The organism is Pseudonocardia sp. D17, from assembly GCF_036984265.1.
GTDB lineage: Bacteria > Actinomycetota > Actinomycetes > Mycobacteriales > Pseudonocardiaceae > Pseudonocardia > Pseudonocardia benzenivorans.
Genome location: NZ_BPRG01000125.1, coordinates 69606 through 85599, shown reverse-complemented (window position 1 = coordinate 85599; position 15994 = coordinate 69606). Strand labels below are relative to the sequence as shown.

Annotated in this window: 17 protein-coding genes; 6 read left to right on the top strand and 11 right to left on the bottom strand. The window is 72.7% G+C overall.

Annotation, left to right across the window (positions count from 1 at the left end):
- Window positions 1-184 precede the first annotated feature (184 nt).
- Together PSD17_RS20410 and PSD17_RS20405 are read left to right on the top strand one after the other, a co-directional pair.
- A complete protein-coding gene (locus tag PSD17_RS20410) occupies window positions 185-484 on the top strand; it encodes a hypothetical protein (protein WP_013672897.1) in 300 nt (99 codons plus the stop codon).
- A gap of 207 nt (window positions 485-691) precedes the next feature.
- Window positions 692-973 (top strand): hypothetical protein, encoded by a 282-nt coding sequence (locus tag PSD17_RS20405; protein ID WP_103383005.1) that lies wholly within the window; start codon window positions 692-694, stop codon window positions 971-973.
- A 25-nt stretch (window positions 974-998) separates the two neighbouring features.
- Here PSD17_RS20405 and PSD17_RS20400 read toward each other — a convergent pair whose 3' ends face one another.
- Window positions 999-1538 carry a DUF1707 SHOCT-like domain-containing protein gene (locus PSD17_RS20400; protein ID WP_013672895.1) on the bottom strand — a complete coding sequence of 180 codons (540 nt, stop codon included), beginning with the start codon at window positions 1536-1538 and terminating at the stop codon, window positions 999-1001.
- Between the two features lie 49 nt (window positions 1539-1587).
- Complete coding sequence (locus PSD17_RS20395; RefSeq protein WP_339124158.1) at window positions 1588-2868, bottom strand: M23 family metallopeptidase; 1281 nt, start codon at window positions 2866-2868, stop codon at window positions 1588-1590.
- 205 nt (window positions 2869-3073) lie between these two features.
- Here PSD17_RS20395 and PSD17_RS20390 point away from each other — a divergent pair, with 205 nt between their 5' ends.
- Window positions 3074-4291: an MFS transporter gene (locus PSD17_RS20390; RefSeq protein ID WP_339124156.1), complete on the top strand. Its 1218-nt coding sequence runs from the start codon at window positions 3074-3076 to the stop codon at window positions 4289-4291.
- A 143-nt stretch (window positions 4292-4434) separates the two neighbouring features.
- Here the strand turns inward: PSD17_RS20390 and PSD17_RS20385 are convergent, their stop codons facing one another.
- The 8 genes from PSD17_RS20385 to PSD17_RS20350 all read right to left on the bottom strand — a co-directional run bounded on the left by PSD17_RS20385 (window position 4435) and on the right by PSD17_RS20350 (window position 13452).
- Entirely contained in the window at window positions 4435-5574 is a 1140-nt protein-coding gene (locus tag PSD17_RS20385) for a 3-isopropylmalate dehydrogenase (protein WP_013672892.1), read from the bottom strand.
- A 24-nt stretch (window positions 5575-5598) separates the two neighbouring features.
- The gene (locus PSD17_RS20380) at window positions 5599-6606 is read right to left on the bottom strand and encodes an asparaginase (protein ID WP_339124154.1); all 1008 of its coding nucleotides are present in this window, start codon (window positions 6604-6606) and stop codon (window positions 5599-5601) included.
- Window positions 6606-8042: an amidohydrolase family protein gene (locus tag PSD17_RS20375; RefSeq protein WP_013672890.1), complete on the bottom strand. Its 1437-nt coding sequence runs from the start codon at window positions 8040-8042 to the stop codon at window positions 6606-6608. The genes PSD17_RS20380 and PSD17_RS20375 overlap by 1 nt, the downstream gene beginning before the upstream one ends.
- 86 nt (window positions 8043-8128) lie before the next feature.
- The gene (locus PSD17_RS20370) at window positions 8129-9640 is read right to left on the bottom strand and encodes a sugar ABC transporter ATP-binding protein (protein WP_339124153.1); all 1512 of its coding nucleotides are present in this window, start codon (window positions 9638-9640) and stop codon (window positions 8129-8131) included.
- Window positions 9637-10419 carry a FadR/GntR family transcriptional regulator gene (locus PSD17_RS20365; protein WP_013672888.1) on the bottom strand — a complete coding sequence of 261 codons (783 nt, stop codon included), beginning with the start codon at window positions 10417-10419 and terminating at the stop codon, window positions 9637-9639. The genes PSD17_RS20370 and PSD17_RS20365 overlap by 4 nt, the downstream gene beginning before the upstream one ends.
- Before the next feature lie 25 nt (window positions 10420-10444).
- Window positions 10445-11623: a sugar ABC transporter substrate-binding protein gene (locus tag PSD17_RS20360; RefSeq protein ID WP_339124151.1), complete on the bottom strand. Its 1179-nt coding sequence runs from the start codon at window positions 11621-11623 to the stop codon at window positions 10445-10447.
- 73 nt (window positions 11624-11696) lie between these two features.
- Window positions 11697-12716, bottom strand: a complete 1020-nt coding sequence (locus PSD17_RS20355) for an ABC transporter permease (RefSeq protein ID WP_013672886.1) — start codon at window positions 12714-12716, stop codon at window positions 11697-11699.
- Between the two features lie 190 nt (window positions 12717-12906).
- A complete protein-coding gene (locus PSD17_RS20350) occupies window positions 12907-13452 on the bottom strand; it encodes a carbonic anhydrase (RefSeq protein ID WP_103383012.1) in 546 nt (181 codons plus the stop codon).
- Between the two features lie 108 nt (window positions 13453-13560).
- Between PSD17_RS20350 and PSD17_RS20345 the strand changes: the two genes are divergently transcribed.
- On the top strand, window positions 13561-14001 hold the full coding sequence (locus PSD17_RS20345; protein WP_103383013.1) for a winged helix-turn-helix transcriptional regulator: 441 nt from the start codon (window positions 13561-13563) through the stop codon (window positions 13999-14001).
- Between the two features lie 43 nt (window positions 14002-14044).
- On the opposite strand, the gene PSD17_RS20340 is transcribed toward PSD17_RS20345, so the two are convergent.
- The gene (locus PSD17_RS20340; protein WP_339124149.1) at window positions 14045-14896 is read right to left on the bottom strand and encodes a PrsW family intramembrane metalloprotease; all 852 of its coding nucleotides are present in this window, start codon (window positions 14894-14896) and stop codon (window positions 14045-14047) included.
- 247 nt (window positions 14897-15143) lie between these two features.
- Here PSD17_RS20340 and PSD17_RS20335 point away from each other — a divergent pair, with 247 nt between their 5' ends.
- A complete protein-coding gene (locus tag PSD17_RS20335) occupies window positions 15144-15323 on the top strand; it encodes a zinc transporter Slc39a7 (protein ID WP_013672882.1) in 180 nt (59 codons plus the stop codon).
- A 137-nt stretch (window positions 15324-15460) separates the two neighbouring features.
- On the top strand, window positions 15461-15991 hold the full coding sequence (locus PSD17_RS20330; RefSeq protein ID WP_234027900.1) for a DinB family protein: 531 nt from the start codon (window positions 15461-15463) through the stop codon (window positions 15989-15991).
- Window positions 15992-15994 lie beyond the last annotated feature (3 nt).

Genomic DNA, 15994 nt, shown 5'->3' with positions numbered 1-15994 from the left:
GGGGCCAGATGATCCACGAGGACTTCCACCATCTATTGGCGGACGAGGGCTGAGGGGGCCGAGCGGGGGACACGGGCGTCGCCCCGCGCACCCACCGGCCGACTGACGGTGCCGGGGCGGATTCGGGACGAACCTCGAGGCATCGGGGAAACAGCCCCGGGCCACACGGATCGGAGATCGGATCATGGACGCGCCCTTCACCCCCACCAACCCCTTCGCCCCCGTCGAGCGCTCGCCCCGCGAAGCGGAGACCCTGCGCCACAACGCCGTGCGCGCCGTCGCGCTGGTGTTCGGAGCCGGTATCGCGATCGCGTTCGCGTCGAGCGCCCACACCGCGGTCGACGTCTCGCTGCTGATGCTCGGCGCGCTGCTTTTGCTCGTCGGCACCGTCACCTACGGCCACGTGACGGGGAGCCGCCGGCTGCGACTCGCCCAGTTCCGGCCCGCGGCCCCGATGGCGGGGACGCTGCCCAGCGAGCGCTGACCCACCCGACAGGGGATCGCCACCCGATCCGCCCCGCCTCGCCCGGCCCGTGGCCGGGCTCGCGGCGTGTCCGGGGCGTCCCCCGATCGACCGACACCGGTCTCGTCCCCCGCACCCTCCACCGGGCCGACCGCGCCGACGCCCGCTCCGGACCACGCTCGAGGCATCGGGAACGACGCCTCACCAGCACGGATCGGAGACCGGACCATGAACACCACCATCGCCACCGCCGCCCCCGCGGCCGAGCCCGAGCAGCCCTCGGCGCCGCGTCGCCACCCCGGCGTCCGCCTCGCGGCTCTGCTCGTCGGTGCCGGCGTCGTGCTGCTCGTCGCCGGCTGGCTGCACGTCGCGGTCATCGTGGGCCTGCTGATGCTCGCCGGGGTCGTCTGGGTCCTCGACAGCACCGTGCACGACCACCGGACGGGGCGGCGCCCGCTCGACGAGGCGGGGCTGCCGACGGCCGGGCCGTTCTCCGGCTCCGCCCGCTGAGGCCCTGCTCCCCCGCCGAGGACCGTCAGCGGATCCTGATGTCGCCCACGTACATCCGGCCGGTGACGACGATGTGCGGGTCCCCGCGCCGCCCGGACGCGCCCGTCCTGTCCTTCACGTGGCCCACGTGGGTGCGGACGCCGTCGAGATCGACCGACCCACCCGGCGGCAGTCGCAGGTCGACGTCACCGACCCACATGTCCACGGCGACCGTGACCGACGGCTCCATGAACCGGGCGTGGCGGAAGTCGAGCCCGGCGTCGCCGAACCGCGACCGCAGCACGATCCGTGGCGGGACCAGCCAGTCGCCGGAGCGCTTCAGGTCGCCCCTGCCGCTGGTCCACTCCAGGACCTCGCGCGCCCGCACCGCGTCGACCCCGGGCAGGTCGATCAGCAACCCGTTGAGGTCGGCGCGCGTGACCGCGACCGCCGCCGCGGCGCTGCGGGTCTCGTACTCGTCCGGGGTGAGCCGCCCGGCCTCGAAGTGGGCCGTGAGCAGGCGGGCGACGTGCTCGCGCTCGGCGTGGGACACCCGCAGATCACGCCGCGCCACGCCGTCCCCCACGGCCCGACCGTAGCGGCGGACCGACGGAGGATCACGGGGCAGGGGCGGCTCAGCAGAATGTGACGACGTTGCGGTCCAGGGGCATCTGTCCGCTCCGCCGGCTCGTGTCCGTCGCCGCCGCGTACGGCAGCACCGGGTCGGGCTGCAGGCCGAGGACGTCGTCCCAGATGCGTTCGGTGACCTGGCCGTTCACCGCGAAGCAGTCGAAGGCGAACGGGGTGCTGTCGGTCGGGAAGAACGTCGGCTCGGTCATGACCTGGAAGTGCAGGTGCGGGGCCGTGGAGTTCCCGGAGCTGCCGATGTGGCCGAGGACGTCGCCGCGCTTGACCGTCTGGCCGGTCTTCACCGCGACGGTGTTCGGCTTGAAGTGCGCGTAGAGCAGGTAGACCCCGGGCGCGATCATGACGGTGACGTGGTTGCCGACGGTGTCCTTGATCGGCGGCAGCGGTGGCGGCTCGGGTGCCGAGGTGGTCTCGGCGATGCCGTCGGTCGCGTCGACGACGACACCGTCGGCAGCCGCGAGCGCGGGCTTGTCGTAGGCGTAGTAGCTGGTCAGCTTGCTGGGATCGCCGGCCCAGGCGCGGTGCTGGTCGTCGAGCAGGTACCAGTCGATCGCGTAGCGCTGCGGGACGAGCAGCGTCCCGTTGATCGGCGCGAGGCCGCGGCGGTGATGGGTGTCGTCGGCGCAGCAGCCGTCGCTGGCGTACCAGGGGCCACCGGCCATGACCGGGCCGAGGACGGGCGCCTTCGCGGTGGAGACGTCGACGCGGCCGACGGTCGACTCCAGGGGCCGGTCGCCGCCGGGGGTCGTCATCGTGGCGGCGACGCGGTGGGTGAGCGCGGCTGGCGGGGCGCCGTCGACGGTGACGTCGAGCCACACGACCGTGGTGGCCGAGCCCGGGATCGGCGTCCCGACCGTGGTGGGTTCGGCCGTCCCCTCGTCGCCGGTGTCGCCACCGACCAGGTTGCTCGAGGCAGCGAGCGCCGGGCCGCTCAACGAGAGCAGCACGTTCCGGGAGCCGGCGTCGAGGACGTCGACCTCGTCGAGCCGCAGCGGAGCCGGGCTGGCGTTGGTGAGCAGCAGCTCGTAGGCGAGGTGGGTCTTCCCGTCGGTGCCGGTGACGGGCGCCGGCGTGGTCAGCGTCGTCGCGGAGACCGCGGTGAACGCGGTCGCGGGGTCGATGCCGCCCTGCGGGACCGACGGTTGCGCGGTCGGCGGCGAGCTCGTCGACGACGTTGCAGGAGCGGCGGGGGTTCCGACGCACGCCGTGACGACGAGCGGCGCGACGAGGACCAGGAGAAAGCTGCGGCCAAGGCGACGTGCGGGCATCAATGCCTCCAGATGGTCTCCCCGGCCCGGCGCGAGCGTACGACGTGAACTACTGCATTCGGAATAGTCGTTCGTCCGATCGGAGTTACCTACATCCGGGTTGCCCCTGGACGGACCCGTCCGCCGGCACCGCCTGTGCCGCAGCCCACGACGCGACATCGACGCCGGCAGCGCAGGATCGGACGGTGACGTCGAGCGCCGCCGCGTGAGCGGCATCCAGGTCCGGTCGGACGCGCCCGCGGTGATGACCCGCGGGCTGACGTTCCTCTTCGCCGTCGCGGGCGGTGCGGCCGTCGGCAACCTCTACTGGGCCCAGCCCCTGCTGGACTTCATCGCCGACGACCTGCACGCCCCCACCGCCGTCGCGGGCTGGCTGGTCACGGCGACCCAGGTCGGGTATGCGATCGGGATCCTGCTCATCGTGCCGCTCGGCGACGTCGTCGACCGACGGCGGCTGATCCCGTTGATGATGCTGTCCGCCACGGCCGCGCTCGTGGCGTGCGCGCTGGCGCCGTCGATCGGCTTCCTGCTGGGCGCGATCGCCGTGCTTGGTGTCACGACCGTCGCCGGGCAGATCCTCGCGCCGCTCGCGGGCGACCTGTCCGACGTCGCCGTGCGCGGGCGGGTCGTCGGGACCGTCGTGTCCGGGATGCTGACGGGGATCCTGTTGTCGCGCACGATCAGCGGTCTCGTCGCGGGGTTCGCGGGATGGCGGGCGATCTTCGCTGCGGCGGCGGCGCTGACCGTCGTCCTCGCGGTGCTGCTGTACCGGGCGGTGCCCCCGCTGGAGCCCAAGACGCGGCTGCGCTACCCGGCGCTGATCGCGTCTGTCGGCCGCGCCCTCGCGCACGAGCGGGTGCTGCGCTGGACGCTGGTCATCGCCGCGACCGGGTTCGGCGTGTTCTCGATGTTCTGGACGGCGCTGACCTTCCTGCTCAGCGGCCCGCCGTTCCACCTGCCCGTGACGGTGATCGGGCTCGTCGGCCTCGCCGGACTGGCAGGCGCGCTCGCGGCGCAACGAGCGGGGCGGCTGCACGACCGCGGCTGGTCACTGCCGGCCAGCGGTGTCGCCTGGGCGCTCGCGGTGGTGACGTTCGTGGTCGCGGCCTTCGCCGGGCACTCGCTGGTGCTGGTGCTGGTCGTCGTCGTCCTGCTGGACATCGCGATCCAGGCCCAGAACATCCTCAACCAGACGCGCGTGTTCGCGATCTCGCACGAGGCGCGCAGCCGGCTCAACACCGCACTCGTGGCCGGCAACTTCGTCGGCGGGGCGATCGGCTCGGCAGCGGCGACGGTGCTGTGGTCGGCCGGCGGGTGGACGGCGATCTCGGTGGCGGGGGCGGTGGCCAGCGCGTTCGCACTCGTGGTGTGGGCGGTCGGACGACGGGGGCCGCTGGTCGCCGCGTCGGGCAGCGCGGTCTGACCCCGGTCGGCTCTTCCGTGAGTGGCGATGGTCGCCATGGCGACCATCGCCACTCACGACCGCGTCCGCAGCCTTCCCCGTCGAGGAACCTGCAGCCCCGGGCAACAGGGGCGGCGGTCCCGGCGCCGCACGGACCGCGCTGCTCAGCCGCGGTCGGGCACCGGCGCGATGGCGGCCATGGCGCTCATCAGCGACGTCGCGGGGTCGCCGATGGTCGCCGGGTCGGCCGTCGCCACGCGCGCGGCGATCCGCTCCCCGATCTCCGCCGTCGACGCGCCCATCGCCGCCCCCGACAGCGCGGGCAGCTCCGCGACGACGGACGCCGCCGCGGCCTCGCAGGCCAGCGCCGCGTCGCGCTCACCGAGCGCGGCGAGGCAGAGCGCGCCCGACAGCACGGCCGCGGCCGGGTTCGCCCAGCCCTTGCCCGCGATGTCGGGCGCGGAACCGTGGACGGGCTCGAACATGCTGGGGGCCGACCCGGTCGGGTTGAGGTTGGCGCTCGCCGCGAGCCCCAGTCCGCCCTGCACCGTCGCGCCGAGGTCGCTGATGATGTCGCCGAACAGGTTGTCGGTGACGACGACGTCGAACCGCTCGGGGCTCAGCGGCAGGTGCTGGCACATTGCGTCGACGTGGACGTAGTCGCGCGTCACGTCGGGGTACTCGGCGCCGACCTCCTCGACGACCTCGTCCCACAGCCGTCCCGCGTAGGTGAGGACGTTGGACTTGTGGCACAACGCCAGCCGTCCCCGGCGGGCCGCGGCGAGCCGGAACGCCACCTCCACGATCGAGCGGGTGGCCGACGCCGTGGTCACCGACTGCTGCAGTGCGAGGGCGTTCGCCGTCCCCTCGTGGACGAGAGCGCCGCCGCCGGCGTAGAGGCCCTCGGTGTTCTCGCGCAGGATCACCATGTCGCAGCGTTGGGGCGTGATGCCACGCACCGGGCTCTGCACCCCCGGGTACAGCCGGACGGGCCGCACGTTGACCGACTGGGCCAGCGCGACCCGCAGCGCGAGCACGACGCCGCGCTCCAGGATCCCGGGAGCCACGCTCGGGTCCCCGATGGCGCCGAGGAGGATCGCGTCGTGGCCGCGCAACTGCTCCACGGCGGAGTCGTCGAGTGCCACCCCGGTGCGGTGGTAGCTCGCCGCGCCGAGGTCGAAGTCGGTGGTGGACAGGGTGAAACCGAACCGGTCGGCCGCGGCGCGCATGGCCGCGAGGGCCGCTGCGGTGACGTCCGGTCCGATCCCGTCGCCACCGATGACGGCGAGGTTGTGCGTGCGCATGCGGAGTGTCCTCCTGGGAAGGGCCTACGGGAGTGCGGAGAACCGGCGGAACGCGGCACGGACCCGTTCGGGCGGCTCGCCCGCGGCCGCCAGCAGGGTCAGCAGCACGCGCGCCTTGGGCGCGTCGAGACAACCGGCGCTGATGACTCCGCGACGGGCCAGCTCGGTCTCGGATCCGGAGAACCCGCTGTAGGTGGCGCGCAACGGTTCCCCGGCGTTGGCCCGCGACGCGAGCACGACCGGCACGGAGCCGAGTAGCTGCGCGAACGCCGGGTGCTCCGCGAAGGCGGCGGGCACGTGACCGCCCCCGAAGCCGGCGACGACGAGCCCGGCGAACCCGCCCGACGCGACGGCAGGCAGCAGGGCACCGTCGTCGCCCATGAAGGTGGTCAGCAGCGCGACGGCCGCGGACACCGGGAGGACCGGCGGGTCGACGCGCGGGGTCCGCGAGACCCGCAGCGGGATCACCGGGACACCCTCCGCGAGGTAGCCGAGCGGCCCGACCGTCGGCGACACGAACGCGGCGACGTTGCCGGAGTTGCCCTTGCGCGCGTACCGCGCGGCGTGGACCTGGTCGTTCAGCACGACGAGCGCACCGAGCCCCCGGGCAGCGGCCGACGCCGCGGTCGCGACGGCCGCCGTCAGGTTCGCCGGGCCGTCGGCGCCGGGCTTGCTCGCGTTGCGGATCGCGCCCGTCACCACGAGCGGCACGTCGGAGTCCCACAGCAGGTCGAGAGTGAACGCGACCTCCTCGAGGGTGTCCGTCCCCGACGTGACGACGACGCCGTCGAGCCGCTCGTCGCGGACGAACGCGACCAGCTCGTCGTGGAGCCGGACGGTGTCGTCGACCGTGATGTCGGGTGACGCCTTGGTCATGACGGTGCGCGCCTGCGGGTCGGCGATGTCGCGCAGCCAGGGCGCGGCGTCGAGCAGGTCGGCGGCGCCGAGCCGGGGCGTGGCCGTCCCACCGCCGTCCGCGGTGGCGGCGATGGTGCCGCCGCAGGCGGCGATCCCGATGCGGGGCAGCCCCATCACGCGTACCGGGGGCCGGTGGTGATCGCGTCGGCGATCCTCCGCGGAACGACGCGCCCACCGACCGGGTCGCCGACGAATGCACCGTCGCGGGCGACGACCTTGCCGCGCAACAGGGTCAGCTGCGGCCACGCACTGACCGTCCAGCCCTCCCAGGGCGTGTAGTCGGACTCGTGCAGGTCGGTGTGGGTGATGGTGCGTTCGACGCCGGTGCGCAGGCCGAGGATGTCGGCGTCGGACCCGACGGCCAGCAGGCCCTTGCGCGGGTAGAGGCCGTGGATCTTCGCGGCGTTGGCCGAGGTGGCCTCGACGTACTGCTGCAACGTCATGCCGCGCTTGGTGACCATCTCGGTGTAGAGCAGGGCCATCCGCGGCTCGAGGCCGGTGTTGCCGCCGACGACGTCGTCCACCCGACGGCCCTGCGTCTTCACGGCGTAGGTCGTGGCCTGCGCGTCGGTGGCGAAGCAGGACAGCACGCCCTCGCCGATTCCCGACCAGAGCCGTTCGGTGTCCTCGTGGTCCTTGAGCGACGGGTAGGTGTGGTACTTCATGCCGTCGGGCTCGCGGTAGTCGTGGTAGGTGTGCAGCGCGTACTGGTGCAGGGTCTCGCCGAACACCGGGCGGCCCTCGGCGCGCGCCTCGGCCATGGCGTCGACGCCCGTCTTCGCGCTGACGTGGGCGAAGTAGATCGGCGCGTCACCGACCTTGTGCGCCAACCGGATCGCCCGCCGGAACGACAGGTCCTCGGACAGCGAGTTGTGGACCTCGTGCAGGTTCGTGTACTCCATGCGGTCGTCCGCGAGGAGCTTGCGGTACATGTGCTGGACGATGTCGTCGTCCTCGGAGTGGATCATCGTGATGCCGCCGTTCGCGGCGGTGGTCTCCAGGACCTCCTGCAGCGACCCGAAGTCGACCATCAGCGGGATGCCACCGATCGGGGCGCTCGGGAAGACGTTCGTGGTGAAGACCTTGAAGCTCGGGAAGCCGGCCTCGATCGCGCCCGGCATCTGGGCCAGCAGCTCACGGCCGACCTCGCCGCGCAGCACCACGTGGAACGAGAAGTCGATCGGGCTGACCTCCTCCCAGCGCCGGGAGAAGCGCTCGATCCCGTCGGGGATCGCCTCGCCGGGGTTCAGCCACACGAAGTCGATCAACGTCGTCGTGCCGCCGATGAGCGCCGCGGAGCCGACGACGTCCGGCCCGAACGAGACCGCCGGCTCGTGGCCCTCGTGCTCGATCGCGAGGTCGCAGTGCACGTGCGGGTCGATGCCGCCGGGGACGAGCGTCAGCCCGGAGACGTCGACGCTCTCGCGGGCCTCAGGGAGGCCGCCGGGTGAGGTGAGCATCGAGATGCGGCCGTCGGCGATGCCGACGTCGAGCGCGGAGGTCTCGGTCGGTCCGACGACGAGGCCGCCGGTGAGCGCGAGGTCGAGCATGGTCACTCCTTCTCGTACGGGGCCGAGCCTCGTATCGGGTCGAGTCGGTCGTGAGTGGCGATGGTCGCTCCAGCGACCATCGCCACTCACAGGGGTGTTTCGGACAGGGTCGCGTCGACGATCGCGTGCTTCTCCACGCGCGCACCGCGGAGCTCGCCGAACAGCGCGCCGTCCTTGACGATCAGCACGCGGTCGCAGAGCTCGGCCAGCTCCTCGGGCGACTCGCCCGCGGCGACGACGGCCGCGCCCCGGTCGGCGGCGTCGCGCAGCTGGCGGTAGATGTCGAAGCGGCCGCCGACGTCGACGCCCTGCGTGGGTTCGTGCAGCAGGATCAGGTCGGGGTCGCCGGCCAGCCACTTGGCGAGGACCGTCTTCTGCTGGTTGCCGCCGCTGAGGGTGTTCATCTCGCGGTCGACGCCGCCGTGCAGGACCCCGAACCCGTCGACGAGCTCGCGCACCCAGGCACGCTCGGCGCCCTCGCGCAGCAGGCCGCCCCTGAAGAACCGCTGCATCCGTGGCAACGCCACGTTCTCCCGGATGCTGACCTCGCCGATCACGCCGAGGCGGGCCCGGTCGGCGGGGATCAGCACGATCCCCGCCGCGATCGCCGCGCGCGGGTCGAGCCCGGCGACGTCGACCCGCCGGCCACCGAGGGCCACGGTTCCCGAGCCGGGCCGCGCGCCGGCCAGTACGTAGGGCAGCTCGTCGAAGCCCGATCCGGCCAGCCCGGTGACGCCGAGGATCTCCCCGCGCGCCACCGTGAACGAGATGCCGCGCAGGACGGCACCACCGATGTCGTCGAAGGTCGCGGCGACCTCACCGGTCACGTGGTGCGTGTCGGGGGCGGCCGCGGCGAGCTCGCGGCCGACGATCAACGCGACGATCCGGCGCTCGTCGAGGGCGCCGGTCGGTTCCGTCGCGACGAGCCGGCCGCCACGCAGCACCGAGATGGTGTCGGTGAGCGTGAGGACCTCGTCGATGCGGTGCGAGACGAACAGCACCGCGTCGCCGCCCGCCACGAACCCGCGGACCGCGTCGAACAGCCGCTGCACCTGGTCGCGCGGGAGGTAGACGGTCGGCTCGTCGAGCACGAGCAGCCGCCCGCCGGGTGGTCCCTCCACCGAGGCGAGGGCCCGCACGATCGCCACGATCGCCTGTTCGACGGGCGGCAGCTCGCGCACCGGGGTGTCGAGCCGGACCGAGACACCGAAGCGGGCCAGTTCCTCGCGTGCCTTGCGGGCCTCGTGGGCCCACCGGATCTGCCCGATCCGGCCGGTGTCGAACGCGACGACGGCGATGTTCTCCAGGACGCTGAGGTCCTGGGCGAGCCCGAGCCCCTGGTGGACGAACGCCAGCCCGCTCGCCCGCGCCGCCGTCGGACTCACCGGCAGCGCGAGCTCCGCACCGTTCGACGTGACCGTCCCGGACTCCGGGGTGTTCACGCCCGCGAGGGTCTTGATCAGCGTCGACTTCCCGGAGCCGTTGTGCCCCAGTAGCCCGTGCACCTCCCCGCCGTGCAGCGTCAACGAGACGCCGTCGAGCGCGGTGGTCGGGCCGAACCGCACGGTCAGGTCGGAGACCTGCAGGACGACGGTCATTCCGCGGCCTCCGGCGGGTCCAGGAAGAACGACCGCAGCCGGGCGACCTCGTCGTCGGTGAAGAACACCGAGTAGTGGGCCAGGATCGTGCGGTGGTTCATCAGGGTCGCGGCGTGCTGGCGGCCCGCCTCGATGTGGCGGACCAGCGTCTCGTGGCTCTCGATCGCCTTGGTCATGTAGTCCGACCTCCGCACCGGCGTGTCCATGTTGGTCGCGAGGTAGTTGCGCGCGGCGTTGCGCACGACGTCGTTCTGCACGGCCAGGAAGTTGCTGCCCGCCACCCGCGACACCCCCTCGTGGAACGCGGTGTCGGCCTTGAGGAAGTGCTGCATCCCGCGGGCCGCCCCGTCCTTGAGGTCCTGCACGAGCGACCAGAGCTGCGCGACGCCGTCCGGGTCGACCCCGGACCGCGTCGCGGCCAGCCCGGCGAGGCTGCCCTCCGTCACCATCCGGAAGAAGATCAGCTCGTAGAGCGTGACCTGCCCGACGTTGAGCAGCGCCTCCATCGGCCGGTGCAGCAGTTCGGTGGAGAACGCCACCACCTCCGGGCCCCGCCGGTCACCGGGCCGGGACCGGACCATCCCGTTGCTCTGCAGGACGCGCAGCGCCTCGCGCACGGTGGAGCGCCCGACCCCGAACTGCCGCATCAGCTCGCGTTCCGACGGCAGCCGGTCGCCCGGTCGGATCGCGCCGGAGCGGATCGCCTCGTCGAACTGGGCGACGATCGCCTCGTACGCTCTCACCGGCTTGACCTGGCTGAAGGGGCCCGGGTCGCTCATGCGCGTTCCTGTCCGTGTGGGGGTGCTACTCGCCGACACCCCACAGCTTCTTGTATCCGCTCTCGTAGTCGACGCCGTACCAGGTCGACTCGGGCGCGGAGAGGTCGATCCGGCCGATGTTCTGGGCCGTGAACATGCGCAGCCCGACCTTCTCGTCCTCGAGCGGCGGGTTGCCGCCGACGATGCGGATGAACTGGTCGGCGAGCGCCCAGCCCTCCCACGCCTGCGGGGAGCCGACGTCGGCGGCGACGGTGTCGCCGTCCTTGAGGTTCTGCATGATCGACTTCGTGGCGTTGAAGCTGACGAGCTTGACGTCCTTCTTGCCGGAGGTCTTGATCGCGGGGACGGCGAAGGTGGCCATGCCGTCGTAGACCGGGACGACGTACTTGATGTCCGGGTGGCTGCCCAGCGTCGAGTTGACCTGGGTCGTGATCTTCGTCTGCCAGTCGGCGACGGGCACGTCGTCGACGGTCAGCGAGCAGTTCGGACAGGCCGCCTTCAGCGTGTCCTGGAAACCGCCGACGATCGCCTTCGAGTTGCTCACGTCCGAGGCCGAGATGAACTCGACGCCGACCGCCGCACCCTTCGCGTCCGAGACGATGAAGTTCGCCATCGCGGCGCCGGCATCCGTGTAGGGGTAGGTGACCTGCGCGGCGACGTTCTTGGGCAGCTGCGCGCCCGGGTCGCCGTACTGCACGACGACCACCTTGATGCCGGCGTCGGCCGCGGCCTGGATCGGGCCGGCGACGAGGTTCGGGTCGATCGCGTACAGGGCGATGACGTCGGCCTTGTCGGCGATCGCGGCCTGGATGCCGCGGGTGTACTCGGTGACCGAGCCCTTGCCGTCGTACGTCTTGACGGTGGCGCCGACCAGCCCGAGCGCCTGGGTCGTGGCCGCGTCACTGACCTGGACGAGCGGGATCGACGACGAGATGTCGATGATCCACAGCTTCTTGCCCGCGGCACCGGCCGGATCGACCTTGTCGGCATCGGTGAGGCCGAACGTCGGCGGCGCGCTGAGCGCCGTCGTCGCATCCGTCGCCTTCTGCCCCGCGGCCGGGTCGGCCGCCGCGGACGAGCCGTTGCTCGACCCGCCCTGCCCCCCGCACGCGGCGAGCACGGTCAGCGCGGCGGCGGTGGCGAGCGCCCCGAACGCCCTCGTGGCGGTGCGGCCACGCCGCGGCGGTCTCTGGATCTGCTTCATCGCTGCTCCTCACCCGGGACGCGGGACTGCGGGGACGTGCTCCGACGGACCGGCGCGGCGCCGGCGTCGGGGATCATGTGCGGCGCCTGGCGAGCAGGCTCAGTGCGACGGCGGCCAGCAGGATCGCGCCGTAGAAGACGTCCTGGACCCACGACGGCGCGCCCAGCAGCTGCATCCCGGTCACGCCGGTGATCAGGAAGTAGACGGCGATGACGGTCCCCCAGACGTTGAGCCGTCCAGGGGTGACCGCGGTGGCACCGAGGAAGATCGCCGCGAACGCGGGGAGCAGGTACGGAGCGCCGATCGTCGGGCCGGAGGCACCGAGCGACGCGGCGAGCACGACGCCGGCGAACGCACTGACGACACCCGAGACGACCAGCGCCGTCACCCGGACCCGGGACACGCGGATGCCCGAGAGGCGGGCGACGTCCCTGTTCGACCCGACGAAGAAGAGGTACCGCCCGCCGGGTGTCCACCGCAGGACGTACCAGGCGACCAGGGCCATGCCGATCGCGACGTAGAACGGGGTCGGGATCGCGAACACCGAGCGCTGGCCCGCGGCGACGAACCCCGGGTCCAGCCCGGAGATCGTCGAGTTGGAGATCGCATAGGTGACGCCCCCGAGCAGGGTCGCCATCCCGAGCGTGGCGATCAACGACGGCACACCCGCGGCGACGATGAAGAACGCGTTGAGCAGCCCGACGACCAGGCCGACCACGAGCGCCACGAGGACCGCCACCCAGATCGGCAGGCCGAGCACGGCGTTGAAGTACCCGACGATCGTCAGGGAGAGACCGAGCATCGACCCGACCGACAGGTCCCACTCGCCCGCGATGACCGGGAACATCAGGCCCAGCGCCAGGATCAGCAGAACCGCCTGGGAACCGAAGATGTTCCCGATGTTCTGCGCGACGAGGAACCGGCCCGGGGCGAGCAACGTGAAGGCGATGATCAGGGCCACCCACACGAGGACGAGGCCGTACCGCGTCCCGATCTCACGGGCGCCGCGCAGGGCCACCGGCGCCGCACCGGCACCTCCGGTGTCCGCCGCCGGCCGCTCCGTCGTCGCGTGCGCCGCCCCACCGTCGTCCACAGGCCAACTCCCGCCGCGCGATCTCGACAACGTCCACTGGTCTGACCAGTGGCCTACTATGTCGGGGTCTGCGCGGCGCCGTCACCGGCCATTCGGGTGTTTGATCCCCCGTGGCCGTCCGTCGTCGTCGAGGGTTCCGGCAGTCGGCGGCCGCCCCGGTGACCGGGCGAGCAGGATGGACGGCGAGCCATCAGCCGACCGGGACCGCCGCGGCGGGAACGACGACCTCGACCCTCCCGGTCACCACGTCGTAGACCAGTCCCGACACCAGGTGACCGGGCCGCCGGATCGACTGCCGGGCGATCTCGACGTCGGCCCGGACCGAGGTGAACGGATCGCCGAGGGCCGACGCGTCGACCCCGTCGAGCGGGGTCTCGAAGTAGGCCGCCACCGCGTCGTCGTGCGGGTCGAGCAGGGACAGACCGCAGTGGGTGTGGTGCAGGATCACCAGGTTGAACGGTCCGCCCGGTCCGCTCGCCATGTTCGCCCTGGCGCCGACCCGGTCGAGGACCGCCATGTCGCGCAGCGCCGCCGGGGTCAGGCGCCCGCCCGCGTTGCGGATCACGACGGCCTCGCCGCGTTCGAGGCCGAGTACGCGTTCGGGATCGACGCGGGGGTCGACGCAGCCGACGACCATCAGCCGCCCCCGCGGCGCCATCGTCGGTGCGGGGCCGGCGGCGAACTCCCCGGCGGCGAAGTCGGCGTTGCGTTCGAGCAGATCGGCGATGTCGGTCATGACGTCTCCAGGTGATGGATGTCCAGTCGGTCCAGTTTTTGGACTGACCCGTGCCGGTACAGTAGCAGCGTGAGTCCAGATTCGATACCGACTCCGCGGGACTGCACCATGTCCGACGCGCTGGAGATCCTCGGCGACCGCTACTCGCTGCCGATCCTGCGCGAGCTGATGTACGGCTTCCACCGGTTCACCGACCTCGCCGCGCTCACCGGGGCGCCGCGCACGCTGCTCACCGGTCGGCTGCGCAGGCTGGAGGAGGCCGGCGCGATCACGCGGACGCAGTACTCGCAGCACCCGCCCCGCTTCGAGTACCACCTGACGGCCGCCGGGGCCGATCTGCTGCCGGTCATCCTCACCCTCAAGGAGTGGGGCGAGCGGCACACCGGCGATCACGAGGCCAAGACCGTGTTCCTGCACCGCTGCGGGGCGGCGCTGCATCCCGTCGTGACCTGCGGCGCGTGCCGTGAGGACGTCCGGCCCGGCGAGTTCGTCGTCGAGGACGGGCCCGGCGGCGGGCACCCTGCGGCGACCGACGGCACCGACGACTGAGGGGACGGTGACGACGCTGCGCGCCCCGGGCCGTCCGGCCGGTTCAGGCGTCCGGTCGGACGCGCGGCGCCGGCGTCGGCGCCTGGCCGCGGGCTCGGACGTCGACGGCCGTGCGGTGCACCGTCCAGCCGAGCGCGACCAGGCTGACCACGGCGACCACGGCCGTCCAGACCAGGGAGGGCGCACTGTCCCATGCGGTGTGCAGGGCGACGGCCAGGACGAACGCGCCGACGGACATCCAGGTCCGACGGGCCGCCCACCCCGACTCGGCGGCCGCGTACAACGCCGTGGCCGTGATGCCCGTCCAGGCCATGTGCGCGGCCGGGCTCATGATCCCGCGCAGCAGCAGGACGTCGACGGTCGCCGTGACGCTGCCGTGCGACTGCACGAGCGTCGTGAAGGCGTAGCCCATCGTCTCCAGCGCGGCGAACCCGGCGCCCGCCGCGACACCGATCAGCAGGCCGTCGGCACGCGTCCGGTAGCCGGCCGCGAAGATCAGCACGAGGACCGGGACGAGCAGCTTGCTGGTCTCCTCGATCAGCCCGACCCCGGCCATCGGGACGAACCCGAAGGACCGCTGGACGTCGTACTCCAGGAGCCCGGCGACGACGGTGCCGACGACGCCACCGACGAGGGCGGAGATCCCGATCGTGGCGGCGTCGACGTCGTAGGGCAGGCGGCGGCCGTAGACGAACGCGATGAACGACGCCGGCACGATCGCCGCGCCGAGCAGGAGGGCCGACGGGACGAAGTTCGGGTTCCCGGTGGCGACGAGCGTCCGCTCGACCACGACGAACAACACGACGCCCGCCGCGAGGACGACGACCCACCCGTGCCGGCGCGCGAGCGAACCGGATGCTCCCGGATGGGTGTCGCCGCAGGCGGAGACGGACATCGGGGGTTCCTCCTCGGATCGGCGCCGTGAACCGACGATCACACCAAAACGGTCCGATCCTGCTCCACACGGCACCGCCGGCAACACCCGGCCGTGCGCACCGGGATGGCCGCCCAGGCCTCTCACCTGCAGCTTCACTGCAACAGGAATGTTCTGGAGACAACGGCCGAGCCGTTCCCCCGGCGCCCGCGGGCCCCTACCGTCGACGCCACGAACCAGTCCGGCCCCCATCGACGAAGGGCGAACGATGAGCGCGACGCACTCCCACGAGCACACCCACGGCGACGCCAGCCACACCCACGAGCACGGCGCGCACGACCACCGGCACGTCGAGCACACCCACTCCCACACCCACGACGGCGAGACCCACGAGCACACCCACGTGCACGACGCCGCCGCAGAGCAGGTCCACGAGCACGCCCACTGAGCCGTGGGCGGGCCGGGCGGGCCGGGCGGTCCTCCCTCGTGAGTGGCGACCATCGCCGCTCGGACTGGTCGGGCGACCGTCGCCGCTCGCGGTGGTCCGGGCGACCGCGGCCGTCGTCGCTCGGTCACGATGAGGTGGTGACCTGGACCTCGCCCGCCCCCGCCGACGCACCTGCCGCGCCGATCACCGACGGCCCGATCACCGGCGCCGAACGGCCGATCCTGGAAGGCCTGCTGGCGCGGCAGCGCGCGTCGCTGCTCAACGTGTGCGCCGGGCTGACGGCCGAGCAGCTGGCCGAGCGCGCGCTGCCGCCGTCGACGCTGTCGCTGCTCGGTCTGGTCCGGCACCTGGCCAAGGTCGAGCGGGTGTGGCTGCGGCAGCGGCTGGCGGGCGAGGACGTCCCTGCCCTCCACGGCGGCCCCGGGGACCCGGGCGACTTCGCCGACGCGCAGCCCGCGTCCGCCGAACGCGACCTCGCGACGCTCGTCGCGGAGTGGCCGCGGGCCGACGCCGCGCTGGCCCGTGTCCCGATCGACCACGAGATCGACTTCCGCGGGAGGGCGATGTCGACGCGGGCGGTGCTGCTGCACCTGGTCACCGAGTACGCCCGCCACCTCGGGCACGCCGACCTCCTACGGGAGGCGATCGACGGCGTCACCGGCCGCTGAGCC

Coding starts and splice junctions, on each gene's coding strand:
- PSD17_RS20380 (WP_339124154.1), bottom strand. CDS start 6,606: ATGGGGCTGCCCCGCATCGGGATCGCCGCCTGCGGCGGCACCATCGCC.
- PSD17_RS20340 (WP_339124149.1), bottom strand. CDS start 14,896: ATGTCCGTCTCCGCCTGCGGCGACACCCATCCGGGAGCATCCGGTTCG.
- PSD17_RS20410 (WP_013672897.1), top strand. CDS start 185: ATGGACGCGCCCTTCACCCCCACCAACCCCTTCGCCCCCGTCGAGCGC.
- PSD17_RS20370 (WP_339124153.1), bottom strand. CDS start 9,640: ATGACCGTCGTCCTGCAGGTCTCCGACCTGACCGTGCGGTTCGGCCCG.
- PSD17_RS20405 (WP_103383005.1), top strand. CDS start 692: ATGAACACCACCATCGCCACCGCCGCCCCCGCGGCCGAGCCCGAGCAG.
- PSD17_RS20385 (WP_013672892.1), bottom strand. CDS start 5,574: ATGCGCACGCACAACCTCGCCGTCATCGGTGGCGACGGGATCGGACCG.
- PSD17_RS20365 (WP_013672888.1), bottom strand. CDS start 10,419: ATGAGCGACCCGGGCCCCTTCAGCCAGGTCAAGCCGGTGAGAGCGTAC.
- PSD17_RS20335 (WP_013672882.1), top strand. CDS start 15,144: ATGAGCGCGACGCACTCCCACGAGCACACCCACGGCGACGCCAGCCAC.
- PSD17_RS20350 (WP_103383012.1), bottom strand. CDS start 13,452: ATGACCGACATCGCCGATCTGCTCGAACGCAACGCCGACTTCGCCGCC.
- PSD17_RS20395 (WP_339124158.1), bottom strand. CDS start 2,868: ATGCCCGCACGTCGCCTTGGCCGCAGCTTTCTCCTGGTCCTCGTCGCG.
- PSD17_RS20345 (WP_103383013.1), top strand. CDS start 13,561: ATGTCCGACGCGCTGGAGATCCTCGGCGACCGCTACTCGCTGCCGATC.
- PSD17_RS20375 (WP_013672890.1), bottom strand. CDS start 8,042: ATGCTCGACCTCGCGCTCACCGGCGGCCTCGTCGTCGGACCGACCGAG.
- PSD17_RS20360 (WP_339124151.1), bottom strand. CDS start 11,623: ATGAAGCAGATCCAGAGACCGCCGCGGCGTGGCCGCACCGCCACGAGG.